Origin of the sequence: Acinetobacter sp. Leaf130 (genome assembly GCF_001423205.1) — a bacterium.
Taxonomy (GTDB): domain Bacteria; phylum Pseudomonadota; class Gammaproteobacteria; order Pseudomonadales; family Moraxellaceae; genus Acinetobacter; species Acinetobacter calcoaceticus.
The window spans coordinates 245923-267990 of sequence record NZ_LMOE01000007.1 but is presented as its reverse complement, the minus strand read 5'-3'; the positions used below and the strand labels follow the sequence as shown (position 1 = coordinate 267990).

The following is a 22068-nucleotide window of genomic DNA, read 5'->3' as shown; positions in this document are numbered from 1 at the left end:
GAGAGTAAGTCATCGCCAGCTCATTATTCTAAACACCCTCAACTTTACAGTTGAGGGTGTTTTTTTATGTTTGAATTAAATGACGAAAATAAAGAATTTAGAAATAGGCGGCAATAAAAAAGAACTCTTATAGAGTCCTTTTTTATATATGAGGGAAATCTTATCAATAAAATCACATTTATAACTGTCTACGTGCATGTTTTAAAGCAGTTCGAAGACCTTCTTCTAGAGTTGGATGATAAAAGGGTTTCTCTAAAATGTCATTTAAGGTTAAACCTTCGCCTATTATCCAGCTTAATAGGTGAGCCATATGTTCTGTTGCTTCTGTAAATAACTCAGCACCCAGAAGCTTTTGACTTTCTTTATCTATATAAACCTCAATGTCTCCTTTATTTTTTCCAAGAACGATAGCTCTGCCTTGTCGTTCATAAGAAGCTTCACCTGTAATAAAGTCTATACCAGTGTCTTTTAGTTGTTTATAGCTTTGTCCAACAATCGCCATTTCTGGATCACTAAATACAATTCCTAATGGAGTAAGAGTCTTAACTGGATTGACTTGTGGATAGTTCAAACAGTTATGAACAACTTTTTTCCCCTCATGTGCTGCTTCATGTTGTAATGGTGTTGAGGTATAAGCATCACCGACAATAAAAATTGGATAGGCCTCTAATTGTTTGGTTTTTGCATTTATAGGTAATGACTTAATATCTTTAAAAGAATCATCAATATTTTCTAGTTTTAAAGTATCAAGTAAACTTGAACGGCCAGTTGCAGCTAGAACATATTCAACTTTGAGATTTTTCTCTTTTTCTTCTAGTTTATAATTTAATATGACACCCTCAGAATTACACTTAACTTCACTTGGTAAAGTCTCGAATAGAATTTTTAATTCTTTCCCTAGCTCTTTTTGCGCAAGTTTTTGAAGTTTTGAGCTAGTCAGTATCCCAATTCGTTTACTGCGAGCAAATATAGTGGTTTCTACGCCCAAACGATGCAAGGCTTGTGCGATCTCAAGGGCAATCACTCCACTACCAATTACAGCAATCGACTTGGGTAATTGTTTTAACTCAAATATTTGATCTGTTGTTATGAGTCGGTCACCGAGCTCTTGTTTCCAAGTTTGATCATAATTTGGGGTAGAACCAACCGCTAAAATAAAACTTTTTGCTTGATATTGTACTCCGTTAACCTCTACAGTCTGTGCATCAATAAAATGTGCTTTACCAGAAACTTTATGCTCAGTCGGCCATTGATCTACATCTTTTAGGGTTGCTTTTGTAAAGCGGTCACGTAAAGCTCTTACATGTTGCATAACCTGATCAGTATCAATAGCTACAGAAGCGCTTAAGCCGACCTCTTGAGCATTTTGTATGTCATGCATGCGGTTTGCAGTAGAGATTAAGACTTTACTTGGCATACAACCTACACGTGCACATGTGGTATCCCATGGCCCATCATTTATAATTAAAAGATTCTTAGTATATTTAACCGCTTCTTTGTAGGCGCTGATGCCTGCTGTACCTGCGCCAATGATAATAATATCGAACATTTTTCATTAAGCTATTTTTAATAGATAAATAGAATATATAGAAAAACCCTCATCAATAGAGGGTTTAGTTCTAATTATTTAGCTTTAAAATGTAAAGGTTTGCTCAAAAGGTTTTTTTAATTTAGTTGATACGGTGCCATTTTGATTGGTAGATTGACCTTCAATACTTATGCCATTAATTAAATGTTTAAAGTTCAAAGAGGTTCCGTTCATACTCTGTTTAAAGGTAAATATATCTTTTCCTTCTAGATAAATACTGCCATTAAATTTTTGTGTATTAGTCGTTGGAGCTTCGTTCTCAACGCGACTTCCTTCAAGGCTACTAATATTAGGTAAGCTTAGGATTTGATTACCAGATTGACTCACCTTATATGTCGCATTATTTGTGTTTCCTGCTGTTGAGTTCACGACAAATGAGATTGGTTCTGCAAAAGGAACATTAGAGTTATCATTGATAAGTACGTTGAAACCAGAACCACCCTGAACTACGTAGAGATCACCATCTGTTGATGTATTATCTTTATATACACTCATTGCACCAGTAGTAACTTCTTTTTCAGTGGGTTGACCTGTTTCCGGATCTTGAACAATAGTAGTTGTAGTAATTTTATAATCACTTGTTGTTGAATTAATTAACACAAATCTTTTTTGCTTGGTTTGTTCAAGTCCCCATGACTGTTGAAATGGATACGCAAAGGCTCCAGTAATTGTTACATCCTGAAAGTTCTTATCATTATTTTCGTTTTCAAAAATATAAATTCTGGTATTTGATTGATAATCCTCTAAATTTGGAGATATGTTATCGCTTGCCAGTTTAATATTCTTTAAATCATCTGCTGTAATATCAAAGTCCCAATCATTATAACCAGAGAGCAAGGTTTTAATTTCTTCACCTTTAAATACATAGCAGGCGCGGTAGTCTGTAGTACTCTTAATAAAGCATTTATCACGATAGTGGTCGGAGTACTTGGTAAGATCTACTTTTCGAATATCTAATGTTAACTTGAGTGGACCTTGTGCGAAGGTATCTAATGCGTGATCAATATAACCTTTTGATAATTTTTCATCATTAAGATCATATGCACCAAATAAATATTTCCCTTCTTGCTTTACGCTATTTAAAACAGAAGTCGCCAACTCTTGATCTGTTGATGGTGTGGTTGGTGTTGTCGTAGAACCAGAGTTTGAATTTTGGTTATAGTAGCCATCACTGCCACCCCCACCACAAGCTGTCAAAAAAGCAGCCAAAGTAACCCCGCATACCCCATGAGTAAGTTTCATCATTATCCCCAATTAAAATGATAAGTTATTTAAAATAATTTTTTAGATTTATAAAATAACATATATTTCATGAGGTTGCTCATTATATTTGTGGGGAAGCTATCCGATTAAATTCGTGTACCCATAGTTACTCCAACTGTAGGCTTTACTTGCATTGATGAGCATGCTGTAAGAATTAAACAAGTTAAAAGAGCAAATATAAATTTATTCATAAAAATTAATAAATGATTCAAAGAGATTTAAACACTTTAGATCAATATTATTTTTAGTTCTGTTGAATTCGTGCAGAGATATGCAAAATAAGTTATCAAAAAACCCTACTTTAAAGAAGAAATAGGGTTTTATAAAATATTAATTTCTTAAAATTAATCGTCTAGCAAATCCATTTGTTTTGCTAATTGATATAGATTGTTTGAACGGTTTCCTGTACGGCAGAACATAAGTACAGGTTTTGGCAACTCATTGTAATGATTTGCGAAAGTACGTACATCGAGTTCTGTAATCTGTCCAGCTACAACAGGTTGATAAACGTAGTCTAAGCCTACTTGACGTGCTGCTTCTTCAATTTGAGCACTTGTAGGTTGTTCTGGGCCGCCTTCCATATCTGGTCGATTATTAATAATCGATTTAAATCCTTTTTCTACAACTTGGCCAACATGCTCTGGACCAATTTGACCTGCGAAACCAACATTCTCTGACATTTCGTCACTCCAAAATTTAACAAAACCTCTTATGCTGTATCATAGCATTAAGCTTAACCTGAGATACAAGACACTCGTGTGTTGTTCTGACTGAGAAAGTTATGCCTTATAGCTAAGTTATAAATTTTAAAAATGATCATCAAGCTATTTTAAAATTGGTTATTCATATTCTATTTCAACGGAGCACATATGCACGCTTATACGGTTGAGCCTTTATATGTTCCATGTGGTCAGGAAACGATCGCAGCTGATTTTTATATTCCTAAAACAAATAAAAAATCTGCCGTAATTATTATGGCCCATGGTTTTGCTGCGTTGCGTCAATTTAAATTAATCCAATATGCTCAGCGGTTCGCTCAAGCAGGTTACGCTGTTATTCTGTTTGATTATCGCTATTGGGGTGGGAGCACTGGCAAGCCAAGAGAAATGGTCTCCATCAACTCACAGTTAGAAGATTGGAAGACCGTAATTCAATATGCTTCTACCTGTAAGCTTGTGGATAATCGAAGGATCGTGTTGTGGGGGACTTCATTAAGTGGGGGATATGCGCTAAGTCTGGCGTCTGAATTAAAAAATATTCAGGCAATTTTAGTACAAATTCCTTATGTCGATGGCGCTGAAACTGCCAAGCTTTATCCTTTGCAACGCTATCCTCAAGCATTGAAGTTATCGAGTCAGGACTATATGGGATCAAAAATGGGGCTTAATCCCAAAAGATTACCTGTCGTCGATCAACATAATTTATGCTTTATGCCTACAGCGGATAGTTATTATGGTTATTTATCGATTGTAAATTCTGACTATTATTGGAGTGGGGAGGTTCCTGCACGTGTCTTTTTTAATTTGATGCGATACCGTCCAATTCAAGTTGTACGCCAGATTAATATTCCAGTTTTATTTATTGCGGCCCAAAAAGATTCACTTATTCCTATTGAGTCCAGTCGCGAAGCTGCGACAAATATTGCGCCTTTTGTGAGTTATCATGAGTGGGATATGAAACATTTTGATATTTATCACGGTTCATGGTTTGAAAAAGCAGTGATAACCCAATTAGAATTTTTACATCAGCATATAGGAGTGGTGTAAATGATTATTGTATGTGCATCGTGCGGTGCAAAAAACCGAGTTCCTGAAGAAAAACTTCCTGAGCAACCAAGCTGTGGGCAATGTCATCAGCCATTACTACCGCTTGCACCTATTGAGTTAAATGAGCAAAATTTTAGTAACTACATCACGAATAGTGATTTACCTATTCTCATAGACTTATGGGCAGAATGGTGTGGACCTTGTAAAATGATGGCACCACATTTTGCGCAGGTCGCAAAACAGAATCCAGGCGTTATTTTTGCCAAGATTAATACCGAAGAATCTCCTCGCTTGAGCCAAGCTTTTCATGTGAGAAGTATTCCGACACTTGTCTTAATGAATAAAACGACAGAGGTTGCGCGTATTAGCGGCGCATTACGTGCGCCTGAATTGCAGCAGTGGCTTGATCAACAACTTCAAACGAATTTCGGGAGCTAAGGTGTCAGAAGCTTATACCAAACCAGAAGGGGTTTTATCCTTACAAACAATTGCCATGCCAGCCGATACAAACTGGAGTGGTGATGTCTTTGGTGGATGGATTGTGTCACAAATGGACTTGGCTGGAGCAATTCACGCAGAACGTTTCAGTCGTGGCCGCTGTGCTACGATTTCCATTAATCAAATGACCTTTTTGGTTCCGGTAAAGGTTGGCTTTGTCATTAGCTGCTATACCAAAATCTTAAAAGTTGGAAATACTTCTATTCAAATGCAAATTGAAGTTTGGGATAGTCATGATGACTCTCGTGAGCCAATACGCATTACCGAAGGAGTTTTTACCTTTGTAGCAGTTGACGTGAAAGGTAATAAGCGTCAGATTCCTGAAGAAGCGAGACACAAGTTTTTAGCATCTTGTGAATAATAAAAAAGCCCAAATTTAAATTTGGGCTTTTTTATATCTTTATTTCTTACGTTTAGGTAACCATGCCCACAGCATTTGGCAATGGATTGGTTCATTGCCAGCATCATCAATGACAGTAACCGGAATCACAAGTTCACCTTTCTCATTATTCGCAATAAACTTTTGCTGTTCAGCAGATAACGTTGCTGTGGCAGTCAAACCGCCTTCAACCACTTTTAAATAATCTACATGCAATGATTTGATTAATAAAATGCGGTTATCAGGAATGTGTAAACCCGTTAGGAAACCAGTCGCAGTTTCTGCTAAAAGAGCCATAGCAGCAGCATGGACTCCTTTAATATGATTCTGCATATTTTTTTGGTTTTCTAAACGGACAGTAACGTGGTTTGAGTCTACTTCCAGATAGCGAATATTTGCTGTACCCACCATTGGCACGATACGACCAAACGCCTTGCTCCAAAGTGTACTCCGAATACCTTTAGGGAATTTTGAAGTCGCTTTTACCAGTTTTGATAGACGATTGGATTGAGACATGGAATTACCTTAGCTTTGAATGTCACGACAAGAGATTAATCTTTAAAGTTATTAAACTGTAATGGCACACCAAATTGTTGTTCACGTAAAAAATTCATCACTTGTTGTAAAGTGTCGCGCTTTTTATCCGTTACACGAATTTTGTCGCCTTGGATAGAAGATTGCACTTTAACGCCACTTTCTTTAATGGCTTTATTAATTTTTTTTGCAGTATCTGAGTCAAGACCGTCTTTAAGTTTAATGACCTGTACAAAATTTTTGCCTGAAGCAGCAGCTTTTTGCGGGTCTAGAGCTTGTATATCAATTTTACGTTTGTAAAAATGATTTTCTAACATGTTGTAAACTTGTTCACACTGGAAATCACTTTCGGTACTGATTTTAATTTCTTTATTTTTTTCGTTTATTTCGACTGAAACATCATGACCACGAAAGTCAAAACGTGTTGCAATCTCTTTTTGTGTGTTCTGTACAGCATGATTAACTTCAAAAATCTCTAATTCAGAGACAATATCGAAAGAAGGCATAGTTTAGACCTTTACAAAGGGAAAGAATATTTGAGATGCTAAGAGGGTTTTCTTCATTTGCCAAGTGTTGTTTACATCAAAGGAGTGCACAATGATCCGTAAACAAGAAATTACAACATTTGAATTCCCAGAAAATGCTGTTATCTGGGATGTCCGTGATACAAATGCTTATGCAGAAGGGCATGTTAAAGGTGCGGTAAATCGCCCGATTAATGATTTGAATGCTGATATTTTGAACCAGGTCTCTGCGGGTCAGCCGATTTATATTTTATGTGGTGGTGGTAGCAAAGCTCCTCGTGCAGCTGAGACACTAGAAGGATTCGATGCCTCGCGTGAATATGTCGTGCTGATGGGGGGGACACGTGCAGCTCGTGATGCCGGCTTGCCTCTAGAGCAGGGCGCATAAAAAAAAGCACCTTCGGGTGCTTTTTTATGGAATTGAACTATTGTGGTTTGAAATAAGGCTTTTTAGGTTTTACTTTTTTTTGGAATCGTTGCGGATTCAATTTTTGTAATAGGCGGTCCGGTACTGGACAAGCTTCTCCTAACATTTGGGCAACTAAGATCTCACTGCATAGCGGAGCAAATAAGAAGCCTTTAGAACCAAGACCAGCAAAAGTAGCAATTCGGCTATTCTCGTGCATTTTTCCAACGAGAGGAAAATAATCTAAGCTTTGTGCGCGGATAGATGCTCGGCCTTGCCAAGTAGTCGTAAAAGGCAATTGTTGTGCATATTCAGGGAATACGCTGTGGATTAATTCAAAGTTATGTACATGGTCTTCTGGCACTACTTCTTGATCCTCACGATTTGGGTAGAAAGACGCACCTAAAATCATCTGTGAAGCATTAAGTTGCATACAGTAGCCGCCATAGCTATAAGCTTCCTGTAAAGGCAGGGGAGCAAAAGTATTGTCAACCCAGCTTACTTGCCCACGTATTGGTTTTAACTGTGGATAGCTTTCAAAAAAAGTCGCGCTTTGACGTGCACAGCACACAACAACATTGTCTGCCTCTGCAACAACTTCATTGCCAGTCTTCAATTGAACTTTATTTTCACAAGATACAAGCTCTGTAATATTGAGAATTTTTAAATCGATCAAAGGATGTTGCAAAATTTCATCACGTAGTTGATGTGGTGAAACTGAGCCGGCTTCGGTAAGTAAAACACTTGAATATGCAGTTTCAAGTGAGTTCGTTGAGTGAGTAACAACCTGAGCTGGATATTGATTTACAAGATCGAGAAGTTCGTCTGCGTTTTTCAAGGCGATTTGTTGTATTTGAAGTGGACGAAATGCTTGAAAATTTTTATAAAAATTCAAGGCATGTTGCCAACTTAAGGTCATTAGATGTTCATGACTTTGCTCAATTGGGCATAGCTTTGGATTAAGCAGGGCTAAAGGGTTTCCAGAAGCGCCAGATAATGCTTCTGTTCGCTCATATAAGGTGGCTTGATGCCCACGTGCTGCAAATGCCCACGCCGTAGTTAAACCTGCTATACCGGCCCCAATAATCGCAATATGCTGTTGTCCCTTACCCAATGAATGAACTAGGTCTAATGAGGAGGACTCATCATCAGATTGAGGTGGGTTCCAGATTGCTTTGAGCATTTCCCGTTTATGCCGAAAACCACGTGGACGAGAAATATTAATACCATGCGCTTTTAGCCCACGTTTTAAAACACCCGCGACACTAAAAGAGGAAAATGTACTGCCATAGTCAGAAAGACGGACAATATGGTTTAAAACGTTTTGTTCCCACATGTCTGGATTGCAAGAGGGTGCAAAGCCATCTAAAAACCAAGCATTTACTGCTTTAGTTTTAGCCATGCTTGGGAAAATATCTTGTGCATCTCCTAGCCATAAGTCGATGCTAAAACGCTCTTCAGGGAAACTTAAACGATGACATCCGGCAATAGGTAGCGGATATTGTTCAATTAACTGGTCTGCAAGTGGTTTAAGCTCATCCCAGACATTTAAAGCACGAATAAGGTCGGCTTTACTTAATGGAAATTTTTCAACACTAATGGCGTGTAAATGGCTTTGATTATCAGGACGGACTTGTTGCCAAAGTTGCCAAAGTGCAAGAATGTTTAAACCCGTACCAAAACCGGTTTCTCCTACACTGAAATATTCAAAATCTTTTAGATTGGCTAATCGTTCTGATAAGTCGTTACCATTTAGAAAAACATGCCGTGTTTCAAGTAGGCCATTATCTTTAGAGAAATAGACATCACCAAATTGTTTGGAAATGGGAACCTCGATACCATCGATTAATTCCCAGTCCAGTTCTGCTGTTTGTATACGGTTTGATACGTTCATTTAGTTTAATAGATCGCTTGGATTTACCACTGGCGTCGACGTTTTGTATGGATATAACTAGAGATAAAGAAACCCAGCAATACGCCACCAGCTAAGGTAACCGCGCCATATAAAAACATTTGCGCACTACGTTCGCTTTGTAAGACTTGAACCTGAACAGAGAGGCTATCATTTTTTAACTGTAACTCTTGGTTCTGGGCGAGTGCTTCAAGGTTGGCATGTTCTAACTGTTTTAAACGAGATGCCTGATCTTGAACCAAAGCTTTGATTTTCGCATCTTGCTGTTGTTTATTCTTTGCAAGTTGCTCAGCCGTGAGTGGTTTTGTTGCGGTCGAGGCCGTTGTAGCAGCTGTTGGAACTGGCTTGTTTGTCGCCTGAGCTGAAGGCGCACTTGGAGGAGTCGTTGCTGGTGTGGCAGCAGGTTCAACTGCACTAGCAGTTGAACAGATCAAACACAAGCCGAGAAAGCTTTTGATTGCAGGGTGCATATAATTACCCTTTTGGAAATGCTTTATTAAACGGTTTTACATCAATATGAGCGTAAATGCCTTCTTTGAGAAATGGTTCTTCTTTTAACCATTCGTCTAATGCTTCGCGACTGTCGAATTCAACAATCATGGTGCTACCATAAAAACCTGCTTGAAGATCATTCGGGTCTTTTGGCATAGCTCCCGCTGTAACAAGGCGGCCTTCATCATCAAGTTTTTGCAAACGTTCGATATGCTGAGGGCGTACTGCCAAGCGTTTTTCTAAAGTTCCTTCGTTATCGGTACAGCTTAGAACAAAAAAAGGCATGTAATCGTATCTCTGTAATCAATCAGGAATCATTTTAAGCTTCAGGTGACTTAAAATGTTTACGTAAAATAATGAACTGAATAATGATAAATGAAAACATGACAATCATGTCACCAAATGCAGTGAATTCACCCCAATATTTTCCGCCGTGAAATAAAAACGCGAAGAAGATATGTAAACAAGACATCACTACAAACATGACTGCCCAAGCAAAATTTAGATTTTTCCAACCTTTTTCACTTAAGTCTAAAATAGGATCAAATAGACGACGTATGAGTGGCTTACGATCTTTACCAAACCAAGGTGAAACTAAGAATGCACCTGCAAAAACCAAATTCAAAATCGCAGCTTTCAGACGAATATAGAAATCATCACTTAACATGAGGGTGATGCCACCAAAAATGACAGTCATAAACAATACAAACCACTGTTGTTTATCTAGACGGAATTTTTGGAAAACAAATAGGGCACCATATACCACAAGCATTGAAATAATTAAGCCAGTAGTTGCTACAAGAATATTATTATTATCGACACCACCAGCAGACCCGATCAGTTTAAGTAAAGGATGCTGTGTGTCGGTTGGATCAACTGTTTTATATAAATAGAAGAAAATAATTAATGGAACAAAGTCCAGAAGTGCTTTCATGTTAGAGTATCTGATCAGGTTTGGTGAATGGCATAGTATAAAAGATGCAAGGCATAGATTTACATACACATAGCAATATTTCTGATGGAACTTTGTCTCCGGAATTACTGGTGCAAGCTGCTATAGATGTGAATTTGCATACTTTGGCTTTAACTGACCACGATACAATGGATGGGTTGCAGCGAGCTAGAATTGCTGCACAAGGTCATGATTTAAAAATCATTTCTGGTACAGAAATTTCAAGTCAGTGGTCACGTCCAACAACGAAGAAGAGTTATGGCGTACATATTGTTGCTTTAAACATGCAAAATGAAGCACCAATTTTAGAAGCATTAGAACAACAAAAAAGAGTACGAGCGCAAAGAGCTAAAGTAATTTGCGATTTATTAGAAAAATGTATTGGTTTTCAGATTTATGAGGATGTTCTTGCCAAAGTAGAAGATCAGGCAGATCGCATCACCAGAACACACATTGCTAAAACACTCGTCGAGAAAAAAGTTGTAACCCGTCCTCAACAAGCATTTGATCGTTTTTTAAAAGAGGGAAGACGTGCTTTTGTAAAGTTTGAAGGATTAGGGTTAAAAGAAACAATTGACATGATTCACGAAAGTAAAGGGTTGGCAGTTTTAGCACATCCGACTCGTTATGATTTATCTGCAACTAACGTTCGATATTTAATTGAATTGTTTGCAACTTCAGGTGGAGACGCAATTGAGTTACCTCCACCGATGGAAACTTTATCTACTCGCCAGATGATTGATCGGATGATTGAGCAATATCAATTAGCCGTATCGATTGGCAGTGATTTTCATGGTGAAAATATGCCATGGATTAAACTGGGAAATACACCTAAGCCAACGGCTAATCAGCAAGGTGTTTGGGAACGTTTTCTCTAAGCCATTACAACAAGTTATTATCTTGAGCTTGAATTGGTGGTGGGGTAGGTTTCCCCAAAGTCCCTAAAAGTTCAATTTCGATACTACGTACCATGGCATCTAAAGGTAAATCATTACTTTGAGTACCGAAGGGCTCTTCAATTTCCGAGCTGAGTGCATCAAGTCCTAAGAATGTATATGCCAAAATTCCCACCAGTAAAGGTGTTGCTAACCCAAGCAATGAACCAAGACTGAATGGCAACATAAAACAGAAAAAATAGACAGTGCGATTGAGCAAAACTGAATAGGCAAATGGAATAGGTGTATTGGCGATTCGGTCACAGCCAGTTTGCACGACACTTAAATCTGCAACATTTCTATTCATCTGTGCATAGATGATGTCTGAGATTTCACCTTCTTTAAGCGCTTGCAATAATTCCCAGTGAATGAGGCTAAGTGTGTACTGAGGAGCATTATTTTGCTGATAGAGCTGGGTGAGTGCTTGCTGGCTCATACCGCTGGTTTGTATTAACTCAGTTGGGTTCGCAGTCTGACGACGTAAACGATCACGTAACACATTAGCAAAAACAATCACATGCTGAATAACACGTTCACGACGGGCTTGAGTCAAAATTCGGCAGTCACGGTCAAAATGGCGTGAAGTTGCAATTAAAACACCCCATAATTTTCGGGCTTCCCACCAACGGTCATAACATGCAGTATTTTTAAATCCCAAGAAAATAGAAAGTACGACGCCAATAAGAGTAAAGCCAACCAAAGGAATCTCTGGAAAGCGATAAAGATTGATATATTCTACGCCCCCAATGATTGCCGAAATCAGCATAACGACCCCTAGAGAGGGTAAAATTTTGGGTAAAATTGTCCCTCGCCAAGAGAATAATACTTTGAAAATACTAGGCTGCTCACGAACAATCATTTTGTTTTTAACGTCACTATTTTTGCTTTGATCTTCTAGGCTTAGTGCCCCTTTGTCAATATCATTGAACTGATATTATTGCAGGGTTGAGCAGTTGTTGTTCAGCAAATGAAAAGCTTCCTTCTGGTGAGATAATAAAATGATCCAAGAGGCGTATTTCGACAAGCTGACAGGCATGTTCCAGTTGCTGAGTTAATGCAATATCTTCGGCAGAAGGCTGTGCTGAACGAAAGGGATGATTGTGTGCAATAACGAGCTGGCAAGCATGTTGTTGTAGGGCGTAGCGTAAGGTTTGATTGACTGAAACCGCACAATGTTGAACTGACCCAAAAAATAACTTTTTAAAGTGAAGTTTTCTTAATTCTGTATCTAGACAGAGCACTGCAAAGACTTCTTGTTTCTCGCCTTTTAATTCATAGCGCAAATAATCCAAAACTAAATCAGAAGAGTGGAGACTAAGATCGTTTTGCTGAAAGTGATGATCGAGATAACGCCGCCCGAGCTCTTTAACTGCCAATAATTGTGAATATTTTGTTGCTCCAATTCCATTAAATTGAGTTAACTCACTTAACGATGAATCAAATACTGCATTTAGGCTACCAAAGTGCTGAATCAGTAAACGTGACAGTTCGACTGCTGAATGTTGTCGTGAACCTGAGCGAAGAAAAATCGCGAGTAGCTCTGCATCTGATAGACTTTGCGGACCTTGTTGTAATAACCGTTCTCTTGGCCGTTCTTGTTCGGGCCAATTTTTAATAGAAGTATTCATATTCCCCAGCATAATTCGCTTAAAATTTTATTTTGTTTGCCCAATCAATCTTGGGTCTACGCGTATTTAATGCTATTGTGAGCGCCACTGCAACAGTAAGGTATCCTGTTCGTGAGCTTTGATCTAAGTGTTATTCCTCATAAAAACATTGTTTTAGCTGTTACTGGCGGAATTGCTGCCTATAAAAGTGCCATTTTAGTCCGTCGCCTTAAAGATTATGGCTTTGACGTGCGTGTGGTCATGACACATGGTGCTCAGGCATTTATTACTCCACTAACGTTTCAGGCTCTTTCTGGTAATCCCGTTCATACTGAACTTTTAGACCCTGCGGCTGAAGCTGGGATGGGACATATTGAATTAGCACGTTGGGCTGATTTATTACTGGTTGCGCCTGCAAGCTGCGATACTTTGGCAAAATTTGCGCATGGTTTAGCAGATGACTTGCTCAGTACAGTGTTTTTGGCAACAAAATCTCCTGTGTGGGTTGCACCTGCCATGAACCAGCAAATGTGGGCGGCCAAAGCAACACAACGAAATTTACAAACCTTAGTCGAAGATGGCGTGCATGTGATTATGCCGGATGCGGGTGAGCAGGCATGTGGTGATGTCGGTTTAGGCCGTATGCCAGAGCCAGAAGAAATTGCAAGGCAAGTCGCTGGCTATTTTCATCAGGCTCAACGTGCAATCGCTGAAAAATTTGGCTTGTTGGCTGGAAAGCGAGTTGTGATTACCGCTGGGCCAACGCGTGAAGCGATTGACCCTGTTCGTTATATCTCGAACCACAGCACTGGTAAAATGGGCTTTGCTTTAGCTGCTGCTTGTTACGCTGCTGGCGCACAAGTGACGCTAATTGCTGGGCCTGTAAGTTTAGATACACCGAATGGTGTAAAAAGAGTAAATGTTGCTTCTGCAAGACAAATGTTAGATATCAGCATGGACTCGTTAGAAACAGGCTGTGATATCTTCATTGCAACTGCCGCAGTCGCAGACTATCGTGTAGCAGAAGTTGCCGAGCATAAAATTAAGAAGGCAGGGGATGAGTTGAATGTTTCCCTTGTGAAAAATCCAGATATTGTGGCAACCATTGCGGGTCAGGAAAAACGTCCATTTATGGTGGGCTTTGCTGCTGAAACACAAAATGTTGAAGAGTATGCAGCAGGAAAACTGGTCGCTAAAAAACTAGATATGATTGCATGTAACGATGTGTCTCGTGCAGATATTGGTTTTGCTTCTGATGAAAATGCCATGACGGTTTTCTTTGCTGAAAACTATCACATGAAAAAGCGTGAGTTAGAGAAAGCATCTAAACAAGAAATTTCTCAACAGTTGGTTGAAGCAATTTCGGATGCATTGCGCCGTAAATAATATGTTTTAAATAAAAAAAACCGCGAATTAATCGCGGTTTTTTTATATGTCTTACTTTATACAACTTAAGGAATTTCATCTTCAAATTCAGGCTTAACCTGAACGATGAAGTCCTGACGGTTAAGACCACGCCATAAGGCAAAAGCTGTACCGATATAAATTGAAGAATAAGTACCTACAAAGACACCAACAAACATTGCAACAGCGAACCAGTGTAGACCATCACCACCTAAGAACATCATTGCTAGAACGACAAGCAATAAGGTCATTGATGTATGAATGGTACGACGTAAAGTTTCGGTTAAAGCAATATCGATGATTTCACGAGGAGTCGCTCCGCGAATTTTACGGAAATTTTCACGGATACGGTCTGACACTACAATGTTATCGTTAAGCGAGAAGCCAATGACAGCAAGTACCGCAGCTAAAACCGTAAGGTCAAATGGCCACTGGAATAATGCAAAAGCACCAATAATAATGATGATGTCGTGGAATAAAGACATCACGGCACCCATTGCGAGTTTAAACTCGAAACGGATCGTCACGTAGATCAACATTAAGATAAGTGCAAGTGCAACCGCACCAGCAGAGCGAACATAAAGCTCGTTACCAACTTGACCACCTACAGAGTCCACTTTGTGAACTTCTGCGGCATTGTTTGGCAACTGTACAGCCTTAGTAATCGCGTTATTAAGGTCTTCAACCTTAACTTCTTGTACAGGCATGCGTACAAGTAAGTCTTTATTGCTACCAAGTGTCTGTACTACAGCATCTTTAAAGCCAGCTTTGTCGAGTGCCTGAATAACTTCAGACTGATTTGCTGGTTGAGCGTAGTTAAGCTCAGCTGAAACACCACCGGTAAAGTCCAAACCGAGGTTAAGACCTTTAGTTACAATAAAGAAAATACTCGCTAACGTAATAAGGATCGAGAAGATTGCCGCAGGTTTGGCAATCTTCATGAACGGGATGATTTTTGCATCATCCGGACGTCCATATTGTTTAGAATCTTGTTGAGTCACTTTAGTCATCATCGATCTCCTTAAATGCTCAACTTTTTCAAATTACGGCGTTTACCATAAATGATTTGTACAATTGCGCGAGTCACTGTAATTGCAGTAAACATCGAACACACGATACCAATCATTAATGTTACGGCGAAACCTTTGATCGGGCCTGTACCAATTGCAAACAGAATGAATGCAACGAGGAACGTCGTTAAGTTCGAGTCAAAAATGGTGTTGTAGGCTCGATCATAACCGGCCACAATGGCCTGTTTGGGCGATGCGCCCCAGAGCATTTCTTCTCGAATACGCTCACATATCAATACGTTCGCATCGACAGCCATACCAATGGTAATAACGATACCCGCAATACCTGGTAAGGTGAGGGAAGCCCCAATCCATGACATAACCGTTAAAATCATTGCCAAGTTAACAACAAGTGCAAAGTTAGCGATTAAACCAAATAGACGGAAGAAAACCACCATCCAGATTGCAACAAGCAAGAAGCCGATTTGAGTTGATAATACGCCCTTATCAATGTTTTCTTGACCAAGGCTTGGACCAACTACACGTTCTTCAACAAAATACATTGGCGCAGCCAAAGCACCTGCACGTAGCATTAATGCAAGTTCTGATGCTTCTTGAGGAGAACTTAAACCGGTAATACGGAAAGTTGAACCTAAAACGGCCTGAACGGTTGCAGCATTGATGACTACAGATTCAGTGTATGGAGTACGAACTTCTGTTTGTGCACCAGTTTTAGGATCTGTGACATAAGTAATTTTTTGCTTATTTTCGATGAACAATACCGCCATGCGTTTACCAACGGCATTACGAGTTGCATCAGACATAAGCTTACCGCCAGCACTGTCGAGGGTAATATTTACCTCGGCACCACCAGAGTCTTGGCTAAAGCCAGAGCTTGCATTTTGAACACGCTCACCCGTCAAGATACGGTTACGTTGCAACAAAAGTTGACGACCGCTATCTAGAGACTCATAAGCAAAAACTTCTGTGCCCGGAGGTAAAGGTTGACCATTATATTTACCTGTATATGGGTCAATATATTGATCATTTGCGTCAGAAACCAAACGGAATTCGAGGTTTGCAGTACGGCCTAAAACACGTTTCGCTTCAGCTGTATCTTGCACACCCGGTAATTCAACGACAATACGGTTGCTACCCTGACTTTGTACCAATGCTTCTGCAACACCAAGTTCGTTAATACGATTACGTAATGTTGTTAAGTTTTGATTCACCGCATATGACTGAATTTCTTGGCGACGTACATCAGTATAAGAAAGCTTTAAAGTAGAACCTGTAGAGCTTGCTAATGCCTGTTGGGTATATTCATTCCCATTACGACGTAAAAAATCCATTGCTGCATCACGGTCAGCATTGTCAGCAAATTGAACAGTGATCACATTATTAGTTAATGCAAGACTATTAAATTTGATCTTGTTTTCACGGAACTGACGACGCAAATCGGTGGCAGAGGTTTCCATACGTTGGGCAACGGCTTTGTCCATATCTACTTCAAGCAAGAAGTGGACACCACCACGTAAGTCCAAACCAAGTTTCATTGGTTTTGCCCCAATCTTTTGCAACCATTCCGGTGTGGTTGGTGCAAGGTTTAGGGCGACAACATATTGATCACCTAAGTCACGGCGTAATACTTCTTTTGCTTTCAACTGCGCTTCAGAAGAGCTGACACGCAATAGGGCAGCATTATTTGTAAAAGTATTATCGTGACTTGCAATATTTGCTGTTTTTAAAATTTGCTCTGCTTTTTGCACCACACTTTGATCAATTTGGGTGCCAGCTTTGGCACCGGAAATTTGAACGGCGGGCTCATCCGGATATAGACTAGGCAGTGCGTATAATGTACTGATTACCAGAACAACCAGAATCAGTAAATATTTCCATGCAGGGTAACGCATTCGCTTTCTTCTTAAATGAAAAAGCCGTGCTAAAGCACGACTGTTTTATGATTAAAGGTTATTTAGAGTGCCTTCAGGTAATACTGAAATTACGCTGGCACGCTGAATTTTTACTTCTACACCACGGCTAAGTTCAACAACTGCATAGTCACCTTCAATTTTGGTCACTTTGCCCATTAAACCACCAGCGAACACAACTTCACTACCTACACCTAAGCTCTCGATTAAAGAACGGTGCTCTTTAGCACGTTTTGCTTGAGGGCGCCAAATTAAGAAATAAAAGATTGCAACGAATACGACAATCATCAAGATGTTTGGCAAAATACCTGTAGTTGGGCCAGCTGCCGGTGCTGCATGTGCAGCAGAAATTAAAAAGCTCATTTTGATTTCCTAAAGTTAAAAATATGAGTCAGATACCTGACATAATCCTAATTCGTTTTGCAATTTACCTTGTCTTGAGGTTGAGCGCAAATCGGGCTTATTCATCAACCGGACATGGTGGAACTTCTAAACCACGACGGGCATAAAAGTCCTGAACAAATTCATCAAATGTGCCATTCTCTAATGCATCACGCATACCTTCAGTTAAACGTTGGTAATAACGTAAGTTATGAATAGTACCGAGCATAGACGCTAACATCTCTCCACATTTTTCAAGATGGAATAGATAAGCACGGGTAAAGTTCTTACAAGTGTAGCAATCGCAATGTGGATCGAGCGGGCTCTGGTCATGGCGATATTTACTATTACGAATACGTACCAGACCATCAGTGACAAAATAATGACCGTTTCGCGCATTACGGGTTGGCATAACACAGTCGAACATATCGACACCGCGGCGCACCGCTTCAACGATATCTTCCGGTTTACCAACGCCCATCAAGTAACGCGGTTTATCTTGTGGCATTTTGCTTGGTAGATAATCTAAAACTTTGATCATCTCATCTTTAGGTTCACCTACAGATAAACCGCCAATCGCATACCCATCAAATCCGATTTCAAGAAGACCATTTAAAGACTCATCACGTAAGTCTTCATACATACCACCTTGAATAATGCCAAATAATGCATTCTTATTTTTGAGCTCATCATGATGATGGGTTTTACAACGTTTTGCCCAGCGTAAAGAAAGCTGCAATGATTTTTGTGCTTCTTCATGCGTTGCAGGATAAGGTGTACATTCATCAAAAATCATGACGATGTCAGAGTTCAAAACCTGCTGAATTTCCATAGAAATTTCAGGTGATAAAAATACTTTTGAACCATCAATCGGTGAGCGGAAAGTAACACCTTCCTCTTTGATTTTGCGCATTGCGCCAAGACTAAAAACCTGGAAACCGCCAGAGTCAGTCAAAATTGGCTTATCCCATTTAATAAAGTTATGCAAACCGCCGTGTTCTTTAATCACTTCGAGACCCGGACGCAAATATAAATGGAATGTATTTCCTAAAATAATTTGTGCCTGAATATCTTCGATATCACGCGGTAACATACCTTTGACTGTGCCGTAAGTCCCCACTGGCATAAAAACAGGTGTTTCAACAACACCATGCTCTAAAGTTAAACGACCACGACGGGCGCGCCCCGACTGACCTAATTTTTCAAACTTCATCTAAAAATCCTGAACACGAGCAGAGGCGAAGAAACAGTTCGCTGCTAAAAAGAGAGCTATTTTCCTTGATTCTGCGATGTAGTTCTACTACTAAATGTAGCTGGCTATAAAATAGATAAAATTTCCGACAGGTTAGGGGCTGTTTTTTTCCTATTAAAAATTAGGTTTATAGTCAAAATTTTCATTAACAAGATTATCCTTAAAAGGACGAATAACTTTCTTGGATAAAGTTAATGTATTGATGAGATTGTTAGGGAATACTTCAATCTGGTTGTTAAACAGCTCGACATTACGGTTAAAGATACTAATCGCAGCACCTACATTTTCGTTTTGTTCCTGAATATCATCCATCATTTTGCTATAAAGTGAATCGGCTTTAAGCTCAGGGTAGTTTTCAACAACGACATTTAAGCTACGAATCAGTTCTTTGCTCATTTTCTCGATTTGTTGCAGCTGAGAAATATCAGTGTTATTTACATTTAAATTAAGAATTTGCTGACGTAGTTCGGTGACTTTTTCTAATGTCGATTTTTCAAACTGAGTATATTGATTCAGTGTTGTCTCAAGCGCTTCCAAAGTTTTGACTTTTTGACGTTCGAAATTGGCAACCTCAGACCAAGCACGTTTGGTCGCATTAAAATAACGTACGATGGTATTACGGATGTGAATGCCCCAGACAATCAGTACAACAAAAATCCCTAGGAAAATAAATAAACCAGTCATGGTCAGTTCCTTATTGTTATTCCCTCAGTACACTTTTGGATGTCTCATTTTTTAATGAGTCACCAGTTAAGTAATACGAGAGATTTATTTAATTAAGTTCAACATTACTTGCTGAAATTTTTCATATTGCGGCATGGTCATGGTACGCAAGTGCCCACGCAATGCTGAAACATCATGAATTTCACTTTGCTTACTGGTGGTCTGAAAAAGATTTTGCTCACCCAGATAACACAAAATTTGTTCTTCGTGATGATAAATTAAATCACCTGTAAAGTGCTGAAAAAAATCATGTAATTTTAAAGTTAGACTTGGGCTGACTTCTTTGGCTAACTGATGTTGATTAACCCCAAAAATATTAAGTTCTTGGTTAATTAAAATATCACTACTTTGCCATTTACTGCTGTAGGGAGTAAAAAAACGAGAACGCTGATTGCTGACAGCAATACCTAGGGCAGGCATTTCAAATATAAAAGCGCCCCATAGGTCTTTATGAATTTCTTTTATAATTTTTTTATCGCTACTTTGATCTTGAATAATCGGTATTTCATTAACGTAATGATATTGAAACAGCAAGACTTGATGATCGGTTACGCCATCGTTCCATGTGACCGAAGCATATTGGGTAATTTCGTTAGATTCAGTCCCTCGGTTAAACAGTGGGAAATACTGTTTTAATTTGCTCAGAACTAAAACTGGCTGCGCATGAATGGGAAGATAGGCTGGCAACTGCTGAAATTGTAAACCATAACGCAATATCACCATACGCTGTTCTAGATAACGAATGACTTGCGTTAAAGGTTCTTGAGATTGATAGAGTAAATACGCTAAAAACCCCGTTAAAAAGGCGCCTAAAAAGCTCCAAAGATATTGAATATGTGGATGAAGAAAATAACCAAAGGCCAATATTGTGATGCTGCAAATTGCGAGTAAGTAGGGGATTACATTAAAAAAGCGAAGGTTGTGATCTTCACGCCAAGGATGTAAAGCATCTAAAAGATCTTGGGCTGAATGAGATTTTTGTCCAGCATCCCAAAGTCGAGCGATATTGCGAAAAACCTGTGTATTTTTTTTACGTCTTATATGAAGAGCTTCTTGTACGGTATCGATTGGCATGGAAGTAATGAGTTCATTATCATAAAGAGCTATTTCTAGATTATCTTTTAAATTGAAAGAGATAAATACTAAATGCTTTTAAATTAAGAATTTGTCTTCAAAAAATTGATGCTTGAGTTTTATCTATAAATTTCTGCAACACACAGGGTTAAATTCATGATTTTTTATTGTAAATATCTGGGCTGGGTTAAACCTTTTAATTCACCAGTGTGGTTTAACCCAACCTCAATTTTTTTAAACTTCTAATTTATCAATCAGCATTGCATCGCCATAACTAAAGAAACGATAGCGGTTTTTAACTGCATGTTCATAGGCAGCTAAAATGTTGTCGCGATTTGAAAGAGCTGATACCAACATGAGCAGAGTAGACTCTGGCAAATGGAAGTTGGTAATTAAACGGTCTACGATGCAGAACTGATAGCCTGGATAGATAAAGATTTGCGTGTCGCCAGTCCAAGCCGCAATTTTACCGCCATGGGCTTGAGCTGCGCTTTCTAAAGCACGTGTTGCAGTTGTACCTATGGCAATCACTTTATTTCCGCGTGCTTTAGTCGCCAAAATCAGATCAATGGTTTCTTGAGGTACATCGCACCACTCACTGTGCATGATGTGGTTGGTAATGTCATCAGTTCGAACTGGCATAAATGTGCCAGCCCCAACATGTAAAGTCACAAAAGTTTTTTGAACATTTTTTTGTTCTAACTTTTCTAATAATTCTTCATCAAAATGTAAGCTTGCAGTGGGTGCGGCAACACTGGCAATTTTTTCAGGATTATGAAAAACCGTTTGATAACGTTCGGTGTCAATTTCTTCTGCTTCACGGTTAAAGTAAGGCGGAATAGGTAACTGACCATATTGCTCAAGTACAGGTAAGATTGGCTGTGAAAACTCAACCACAAATAAATTTTCGTGACGACCACGTACAATCACAGGAATGTTATCTGCACCAACAAAAAGCTCAGCACCAGCTTTAGGTGAGTTGCTCGATTTAATATGACAATACGCTGTGGTGTGGTTCAGCATGCGCTCAACCAAAATCTCGATAGCACCGCCTGTAGAACGTTTTCCTTTAAGTCGAGCTTTCATTACTTTGGTATCATTGAGCACTAGCAGATCACCTTCTTCGAACAGATCGATAATGTCTGTGAACATGTGATCGTGATATTGACCCTTTGAGTCTAAGTGCAACAACCGTGAAGCACTACGTGATTCAAGAGGGTAACGGGCAATAAGTTCATTAGGTAATTCAAAGGAAAAGTCAGACAGTTGCATATTTAGAAAAAAACACCGCAAAAATTGGGCCTAGTATAAACTTTTTCGCTTTTTTATGGCTGTGCTTCTGGCTTAAATCATGAAAAATGTTTAAGTGATCTAAAAGTGAACGATAATATTCACTTAGGGTTTGACAAGTTTTACAAACGCGCTAATATACGCAAC

The 22068-nt window shown here is 39.1% G+C and carries 24 protein-coding genes; 6 read left to right on the top strand and 18 right to left on the bottom strand.

The window, feature by feature from the left end; translation table 11 throughout:
• Window positions 1–178: 178 nt before the first annotated feature.
• From ASF86_RS16000 to ASF86_RS15990, 3 genes are all read right to left on the bottom strand, one after another.
• Window positions 179–1549, bottom strand: coding sequence for a dihydrolipoyl dehydrogenase (locus tag ASF86_RS16000; RefSeq protein ID WP_056483599.1), 1371 nt, complete (start codon window positions 1547–1549; stop codon window positions 179–181).
• Window positions 1550–1633: 84 nt separating this feature from the next.
• Window positions 1634–2830 (bottom strand): hypothetical protein, encoded by a 1197-nt coding sequence (locus ASF86_RS15995; protein ID WP_056483596.1) that lies wholly within the window; start codon window positions 2828–2830, stop codon window positions 1634–1636.
• A gap of 365 nt (window positions 2831–3195) precedes the next feature.
• Entirely contained in the window at window positions 3196–3531 is a 336-nt protein-coding gene (locus tag ASF86_RS15990) for a TIGR01244 family sulfur transferase (protein ID WP_005036085.1), read from the bottom strand.
• Window positions 3532–3720: 189 nt separating this feature from the next.
• On the opposite strand from ASF86_RS15990, the gene ASF86_RS15985 reads away from it, so the two are divergent.
• From ASF86_RS15985 to ASF86_RS15975, 3 genes are read left to right on the top strand one after another with little or no spacing between them, the layout of a single operon-like run.
• Window positions 3721–4617, top strand: coding sequence for an alpha/beta hydrolase (locus tag ASF86_RS15985; protein WP_005050214.1), 897 nt, complete (start codon window positions 3721–3723; stop codon window positions 4615–4617).
• Entirely contained in the window at window positions 4618–5055 is a 438-nt protein-coding gene (gene trxC, locus ASF86_RS15980; RefSeq protein WP_005050212.1) for a thioredoxin TrxC, read from the top strand. It begins immediately after the preceding gene.
• A 1-nt stretch (window position 5056) separates the two neighbouring features.
• On the top strand, window positions 5057–5476 hold the full coding sequence (locus ASF86_RS15975) for an acyl-CoA thioesterase (protein WP_003655113.1): 420 nt from the start codon (window positions 5057–5059) through the stop codon (window positions 5474–5476).
• Between the two features lie 39 nt (window positions 5477–5515).
• Here ASF86_RS15975 and ASF86_RS15970 read toward each other — a convergent pair whose 3' ends face one another.
• Complete coding sequence (locus ASF86_RS15970; protein ID WP_056483593.1) at window positions 5516–6010, bottom strand: DUF4442 domain-containing protein; 495 nt, start codon at window positions 6008–6010, stop codon at window positions 5516–5518.
• A 35-nt stretch (window positions 6011–6045) separates the two neighbouring features.
• Entirely contained in the window at window positions 6046–6534 is a 489-nt protein-coding gene (locus ASF86_RS15965) for a YajQ family cyclic di-GMP-binding protein (protein ID WP_005036089.1), read from the bottom strand.
• 91 nt (window positions 6535–6625) lie between these two features.
• Between ASF86_RS15965 and ASF86_RS15960 the strand changes: the two genes are divergently transcribed.
• The gene (locus tag ASF86_RS15960; protein ID WP_004638747.1) at window positions 6626–6940 is read left to right on the top strand and encodes a rhodanese-like domain-containing protein; all 315 of its coding nucleotides are present in this window, start codon (window positions 6626–6628) and stop codon (window positions 6938–6940) included.
• Between the two features lie 37 nt (window positions 6941–6977).
• On the opposite strand, the gene mnmC is transcribed toward ASF86_RS15960, so the two are convergent.
• From mnmC to ASF86_RS15940, 4 genes are read right to left on the bottom strand one after another with little or no spacing between them, the layout of a single operon-like run.
• The gene (gene mnmC, locus ASF86_RS15955; protein ID WP_056483590.1) at window positions 6978–8852 is read right to left on the bottom strand and encodes an FAD-dependent 5-carboxymethylaminomethyl-2-thiouridine(34) oxidoreductase MnmC; all 1875 of its coding nucleotides are present in this window, start codon (window positions 8850–8852) and stop codon (window positions 6978–6980) included.
• A 23-nt stretch (window positions 8853–8875) separates the two neighbouring features.
• Window positions 8876–9340 carry a hypothetical protein gene (locus ASF86_RS15950; protein ID WP_056483587.1) on the bottom strand — a complete coding sequence of 155 codons (465 nt, stop codon included), beginning with the start codon at window positions 9338–9340 and terminating at the stop codon, window positions 8876–8878.
• 4 nt (window positions 9341–9344) lie between these two features.
• On the bottom strand, window positions 9345–9647 hold the full coding sequence (locus ASF86_RS15945) for a YciI family protein (protein WP_056483568.1): 303 nt from the start codon (window positions 9645–9647) through the stop codon (window positions 9345–9347).
• A 34-nt stretch (window positions 9648–9681) separates the two neighbouring features.
• Complete coding sequence (locus tag ASF86_RS15940) at window positions 9682–10296, bottom strand: septation protein IspZ (protein ID WP_005050202.1); 615 nt, start codon at window positions 10294–10296, stop codon at window positions 9682–9684.
• 44 nt (window positions 10297–10340) lie between these two features.
• Between ASF86_RS15940 and ASF86_RS15935 the strand changes: the two genes are divergently transcribed.
• Window positions 10341–11192 (top strand): PHP domain-containing protein, encoded by an 852-nt coding sequence (locus tag ASF86_RS15935; protein WP_004638753.1) that lies wholly within the window; start codon window positions 10341–10343, stop codon window positions 11190–11192.
• A 4-nt stretch (window positions 11193–11196) separates the two neighbouring features.
• Here ASF86_RS15935 and ASF86_RS15930 read toward each other — a convergent pair whose 3' ends face one another.
• Both ASF86_RS15930 and radC read right to left on the bottom strand, forming a co-directional pair.
• On the bottom strand, window positions 11197–12108 hold the full coding sequence (locus tag ASF86_RS15930; protein ID WP_003655126.1) for a bestrophin family protein: 912 nt from the start codon (window positions 12106–12108) through the stop codon (window positions 11197–11199).
• 61 nt (window positions 12109–12169) lie between these two features.
• Window positions 12170–12889, bottom strand: coding sequence for a RadC family protein (radC, locus tag ASF86_RS15925; RefSeq protein ID WP_081407725.1), 720 nt, complete (start codon window positions 12887–12889; stop codon window positions 12170–12172).
• A 99-nt stretch (window positions 12890–12988) separates the two neighbouring features.
• Here radC and coaBC point away from each other — a divergent pair, with 99 nt between their 5' ends.
• The gene (coaBC, locus tag ASF86_RS15920; RefSeq protein WP_005050195.1) at window positions 12989–14242 is read left to right on the top strand and encodes a bifunctional phosphopantothenoylcysteine decarboxylase/phosphopantothenate--cysteine ligase CoaBC; all 1254 of its coding nucleotides are present in this window, start codon (window positions 12989–12991) and stop codon (window positions 14240–14242) included.
• A gap of 65 nt (window positions 14243–14307) precedes the next feature.
• On the opposite strand, the gene secF is transcribed toward coaBC, so the two are convergent.
• The 7 genes from secF to queA all read right to left on the bottom strand — a co-directional run bounded on the left by secF (window position 14308) and on the right by queA (window position 21903).
• Window positions 14308–15273: a protein translocase subunit SecF gene (gene secF / locus ASF86_RS15915; protein WP_017392409.1), complete on the bottom strand. Its 966-nt coding sequence runs from the start codon at window positions 15271–15273 to the stop codon at window positions 14308–14310.
• Between the two features lie 8 nt (window positions 15274–15281).
• A complete protein-coding gene (secD, locus tag ASF86_RS15910) occupies window positions 15282–17183 on the bottom strand; it encodes a protein translocase subunit SecD (RefSeq protein ID WP_004638762.1) in 1902 nt (633 codons plus the stop codon).
• 51 nt (window positions 17184–17234) lie between these two features.
• Window positions 17235–17564, bottom strand: a complete 330-nt coding sequence (gene yajC, locus ASF86_RS15905; RefSeq protein WP_003655131.1) for a preprotein translocase subunit YajC — start codon at window positions 17562–17564, stop codon at window positions 17235–17237.
• 97 nt (window positions 17565–17661) lie between these two features.
• Complete coding sequence (tgt, locus tag ASF86_RS15900) at window positions 17662–18795, bottom strand: tRNA guanosine(34) transglycosylase Tgt (RefSeq protein WP_004638765.1); 1134 nt, start codon at window positions 18793–18795, stop codon at window positions 17662–17664.
• Window positions 18796–18948: 153 nt separating this feature from the next.
• Window positions 18949–19518, bottom strand: a complete 570-nt coding sequence (locus ASF86_RS15895) for a LemA family protein (RefSeq protein WP_056483563.1) — start codon at window positions 19516–19518, stop codon at window positions 18949–18951.
• An 84-nt stretch (window positions 19519–19602) separates the two neighbouring features.
• A complete protein-coding gene (locus ASF86_RS15890) occupies window positions 19603–20631 on the bottom strand; it encodes a hypothetical protein (protein WP_056483560.1) in 1029 nt (342 codons plus the stop codon).
• 234 nt (window positions 20632–20865) lie between these two features.
• A complete protein-coding gene (queA, locus tag ASF86_RS15885) occupies window positions 20866–21903 on the bottom strand; it encodes a tRNA preQ1(34) S-adenosylmethionine ribosyltransferase-isomerase QueA (RefSeq protein ID WP_056483558.1) in 1038 nt (345 codons plus the stop codon).
• Window positions 21904–22068: the final 165 nt, after the last annotated feature.